This is a genomic window from Pseudomonas sp. RA_105y_Pfl2_P56, assembly GCF_963970845.1.
In the GTDB taxonomy this organism is placed as follows: Bacteria; Pseudomonadota; Gammaproteobacteria; order Pseudomonadales; family Pseudomonadaceae; genus Aquipseudomonas; species Aquipseudomonas baetica_A.
In genome coordinates this window covers 1-3,664 of record NZ_CAXAPL010000083.1, presented here as the reverse complement: position 1 = coordinate 3,664, position 3,664 = coordinate 1, and the positions used below count along the sequence as shown (strand labels likewise).

Below are 3,664 nucleotides of genomic sequence, written 5' to 3'. Positions count from 1 at the left end.
GACCTCCGGCGCGCAAAGCTGGGACATCACCCTGCCAAAACGTCAGTTCCTCGGCGTGGCCACCAGCAACGAAACCCGCGAGCTGGTTAACCAGGTCTTTCAACAAATCCTAACTTCACCCCGCTAACGAGGCACTGCATGGCACTCGGTCAAGTCACCGTCGACAATCTCAATCTAGGCCAGGGTGCCGTGACAGAGGTTGAGCGTTACTTTCTTTTCATCGGCCCCGCCGGCAAAAACGTCGGCCAGTTCATCGCGCTGAACACCGACAGCGATCTGGACGCCACTTTGGGCCTTCCGGCCAGCGATCTGAAAACCCAAGTCACCGCCGCCCGCTTGAACGGTGGTCAGCGCTGGGCCTGTATCGCCGCGCCGATCGGCGCCGAAGGCGACTGGGAAACCGCGCTGGAAAAAGCCCAGCAACAGGGCTTTTCCGTGGAGGCTGTGGTGATTACCAAGCCTGTCACCACGGCCGCCGAGCTGTCGGCCATGCACGATGCTGCGATCACCCTCAACAACAAATACGGGCGCCGCGTGTTTGTCATGGCATCCGTTGCCGGCATCACTGCCGAGCAGACCTGGGCGCAGTACGTGAGCGAGCAAAAGGCGCTGGTGGCGGATCTGGCCGCGCCGCGTGTCTTGCCAGTGCCGCAACTGCACGGCAACGACCTGGGCGTTCTCGCCGGGCGCCTGGCGCATTCCTCCGTGAGCATCGCGGACAGTCCGATGCGTGTCGCCACCGGCCCGGTGCTGGGCCTTGGCCCTGTGCCAATGGATGGTGAAAAAGTGCCGCTGCCGTCGGCTGTACGCAGCGAGCTGGATCGAGCACGTTTCTCTGTATCGCAGACCTATCCGGACTACCCGGGCGTGTACTGGGGTGACGGCAACATGCTGGACACCCCCGGTAGCGACTTTCAGGTCGTGGAATACCTGCGCATCACCGACAAGGCCGCTCGCCAGATCCGCCCGCTGCTGATCCGCCGCGTCGCTGATCGACGCTTGAACAACACGCCCAACAGCATGGCGGTGAACACCAACCAACTGATGGCGCCACTGCGTGCCATGGCCAAGTCGATCAAGTTCAACGGCGAGGTGTTCCCCGGCGACATCGAGCCGCCGAAAGACGGTGACCTGGTACTGGAATGGCTGAGCAAAACCAAGGTCGCGGCCTACATCAAGCTTAAACCCCTCAACTGCCCGAAAGACCTCACGGCGAACATTGCCCTGGATCTTTCCAACGAAAAAACGGAGTAACGCCCCATGGCAAAAATTGGCGGCAAGAACTTCGACGTGAGCCTGGGCGATCTGTCGCTGCACGTCGAGAGCTGCACCCTGGACATCACCGACAACTCGGCCGTGGCCCAAACCCGGGGCGTGCCTGACGGCTACGTGGAGGGCGACGTGGCCGCTGCCGGCGAACTGGAGCTGGACAGCTCCAACCTTCAGTTGCTGATCGATGCGGCGCGATCGGCGGGGAGCTTTCGCAAGCTCAAACCGTTTGACGCGGTGTTCTTCGCCAAGGCCGGCGAAGACGAGGAACTGCGCGTAGAGGCGTTCGGCTGCAAGGTGAAAATTTCCAGCCTGCTGTCGATCGATCCGAAAGGCGGCGAGAAGACCAAGCACAAGGTGCCGTTCGACGTCACCAGTCCGGACTTTATCCACATCAATGGCGTTCCGTACCTCGACGCTACCGAGATCGAGGGGCTGCGCTGATGGTGGATTGGTTCGACCGCGCCCAGGAGCTGGAGCAGCGCCAACGTGAACAGGCGATCAAGGCCCAGCTACTGAAACCTGTGCCGGTCGGGCCGAGCCTGACCCATTGCCAGGACTGCGACAAAGAGATCCCGCCGGCGCGCCAGGCACTGGGCGGCAAAACTCGGTGTGTCCCGTGCCAGACGGGCTTTGAGCAGAGTAAACGCTGATGACAACTGACACCGTTCGCCTCGGAACGCTGGAGCAGAGATTCGCCGTATTCGAACACCGGCTAGGCGAGCTGGAAGACCGCCACGAAACCGTCCCAACCCGCGTCACCAAGCTGGAACAGGGATTTGAACACATGGCCGGACAGCTATCGGAACTCAACGCCGGTCAGCAGACTTTGACGGTCGCAGTAAACGATATCGGCGCGAAGGTAGGCCGCTTGCTGACCATCCTCACGTTGGTTGGCGCCGTGCTGCAAATGGTGGTGCCGGCGCTGTTGCGGGTGTGGTTCCCATGAGCCTGCGCAACAAGATCGCCGCCGGCACGCTTGCTCTGGTCAGTACCTCACTGGTGGCGTTCTTGGGCACCTGGGAAGGCAATGGCCAAACCACCGTTTATGCCGATCAACTGGCTGGTGGATTGCCGACCGTGTGCAAAGGCATCACCCGACACACCAGCCCGTTTCCGGTGGTGGTCGGTGATTACTGGTCGCCCGAGGGGTGTGCCGAGGTGGAGCAGTTGGTTATCAGCAAAGGGCAATTACAGCTCGCTGACTGCATCACCAACCCTGACGTGGGCCAGAACACTTTCGACGCTCTGACCAGCCATGGCCACAACGTTGGCGTGCCGAGCACCTGCGCCAGTCGGGCGGTGGCATTGATCAACGCCGGCCGCATCGCTGACGGCTGCAAAGCGTTGGCCTGGGCACCGGACGGCAAGACACCGGTGTGGGCTTATGTCACCGACGCACAGGGCCGCAAGCGCTTCGTTCAAGGCTTGCACAACCGCCGGCTGGCTGAAATGGAGCTGTGCCTGCGATGAGCCTTTCCCCGTTGCGCCTGGCGCCGTTCGCGCTGCTGTTCGCTCTGTTGTTGTGGGTGGCGTTTGATCGGGTGACCGATCAGCGCGACGACGCCAGGCGCGAGCGTGACAGCGCGCAATGGGAAGCGAACGGTCTGCGCGAAGCGGCCCGCATCACCGGCGAGATGCTCGCAGAGCGCGACGCGATCGACCAACGAAACACCAAGGAATTGAACGATGCACTCACTGAAAACGGGCGCCTGCGCCGCGCTGTTGGCAATGGCACTGGCCGGTTGTACGTCCGGGCCAACTGTCCCGCCGCCGGATCTGTGCCCGCCACCGCCGGCACCGCCCGCGTGGCTGATGCAGGACGCGCCGAACTCGCAGCAGACGCTCGACCGGATTATTTCACCCTCCGAGATCAGCTCGCCCTAAGCCGGCAAATGATTCTCGGACTCCAGCAATACGTCCGTGGCGTATGCCGGCGATCGCCGGCACACCAGGACACCACTTTTTCCAACCTCAACAAGAGAACAACCCCATGAGCCAACAGAACACCGAAATCACCCTGGAAGTCGGCGAGCAGGAATTCACCTTCAACCTGACCCCGGCGGACGTCACCAAATACTTCAACGCACTGACCCAGACCAACAAGGTCGCACCGGGCAACAACCTGCTGATGACCACCGTCAAGCAGGACGAAAAAGCCACGCTGAAACCGCTGCTGGCCAACCCGGTGATGGTGATGCAGATCGCCGGCGCGCTGCTGGAGGAATACGCACCCAACGTTGAGGTGATCGTAAAAAAGCGCTCGAGCACGCTGAGCGCCTAAGCGAAAACGGACTGGGCCAGCTCATGGCCCTGACGAACCGCTGGCTACCTGGAGTCGAACCCACGCCCGAGGCGATGGGAACGGCCAGGTGGCTGGAGGACGAACACTGGA

Annotated in this window: 8 protein-coding genes and 1 pseudogene; all 9 read left to right on the top strand. The window is 62.0% G+C overall.

All coding sequences use genetic code 11. From position 1 onward, the window contains the following. Nucleotides 1-127, top strand: a pseudogene (locus AACY11_RS28020) (virion morphogenesis protein); the annotation flags it as partial. 11 nt (nt 128-138) lie between these two features. Continuing rightward, nucleotides 139-1,254, top strand: a complete 1,116-nt coding sequence (locus AACY11_RS28015; RefSeq protein WP_339496296.1) for a DUF2586 domain-containing protein — start codon at nt 139-141, stop codon at nt 1,252-1,254. 6 nt (nt 1,255-1,260) lie between these two features. Continuing rightward, nucleotides 1,261-1,713 (top strand): phage protein, encoded by a 453-nt coding sequence (locus tag AACY11_RS28010; RefSeq protein ID WP_339433274.1) that lies wholly within the window; start codon nt 1,261-1,263, stop codon nt 1,711-1,713. Then, entirely contained in the window at nt 1,713-1,922 is a 210-nt protein-coding gene (locus AACY11_RS28005) for a TraR/DksA family transcriptional regulator (RefSeq protein WP_339496295.1), read from the top strand. Before AACY11_RS28010 ends, AACY11_RS28005 begins: the two co-directional genes overlap by 1 nt. Further along, nucleotides 1,922-2,218 (top strand): hypothetical protein, encoded by a 297-nt coding sequence (locus AACY11_RS28000; RefSeq protein WP_339496293.1) that lies wholly within the window; start codon nt 1,922-1,924, stop codon nt 2,216-2,218. Before AACY11_RS28005 ends, AACY11_RS28000 begins: the two co-directional genes overlap by 1 nt. Further along, nucleotides 2,215-2,742 (top strand): lysozyme, encoded by a 528-nt coding sequence (locus tag AACY11_RS27995; RefSeq protein WP_339496292.1) that lies wholly within the window; start codon nt 2,215-2,217, stop codon nt 2,740-2,742. Before AACY11_RS28000 ends, AACY11_RS27995 begins: the two co-directional genes overlap by 4 nt. After that, a complete protein-coding gene (locus AACY11_RS27990; protein ID WP_339496290.1) occupies nt 2,739-3,266 on the top strand; it encodes a lysis system i-spanin subunit Rz in 528 nt (175 codons plus the stop codon). Before AACY11_RS27995 ends, AACY11_RS27990 begins: the two co-directional genes overlap by 4 nt. Then, nucleotides 3,263-3,553: a putative phage tail assembly chaperone gene (locus AACY11_RS27985; protein WP_339433269.1), complete on the top strand. Its 291-nt coding sequence runs from the start codon at nt 3,263-3,265 to the stop codon at nt 3,551-3,553. The genes AACY11_RS27990 and AACY11_RS27985 overlap by 4 nt, the downstream gene beginning before the upstream one ends. Before the next feature lie 23 nt (nt 3,554-3,576). Further along, the coding region (locus AACY11_RS28575; RefSeq protein WP_445261994.1) for a DUF6890 family protein at nt 3,577-3,664 on the top strand (88 nt) is incomplete at its 3' end.

Bases quoted from the DNA above. Each gene is read 5' to 3' on its own strand.
- AACY11_RS28015 (WP_339496296.1), top strand. From the start codon at position 139: ATGGCACTCGGTCAAGTCACCGTCGACAATCTCAATCTAGGCCAGGGT.
- AACY11_RS28010 (WP_339433274.1), top strand. From the start codon at position 1,261: ATGGCAAAAATTGGCGGCAAGAACTTCGACGTGAGCCTGGGCGATCTG.
- AACY11_RS28005 (WP_339496295.1), top strand. From the start codon at position 1,713: ATGGTGGATTGGTTCGACCGCGCCCAGGAGCTGGAGCAGCGCCAACGT.
- AACY11_RS28000 (WP_339496293.1), top strand. From the start codon at position 1,922: ATGACAACTGACACCGTTCGCCTCGGAACGCTGGAGCAGAGATTCGCC.
- AACY11_RS27995 (WP_339496292.1), top strand. From the start codon at position 2,215: ATGAGCCTGCGCAACAAGATCGCCGCCGGCACGCTTGCTCTGGTCAGT.
- AACY11_RS27990 (WP_339496290.1), top strand. From the start codon at position 2,739: ATGAGCCTTTCCCCGTTGCGCCTGGCGCCGTTCGCGCTGCTGTTCGCT.
- AACY11_RS27985 (WP_339433269.1), top strand. From the start codon at position 3,263: ATGAGCCAACAGAACACCGAAATCACCCTGGAAGTCGGCGAGCAGGAA.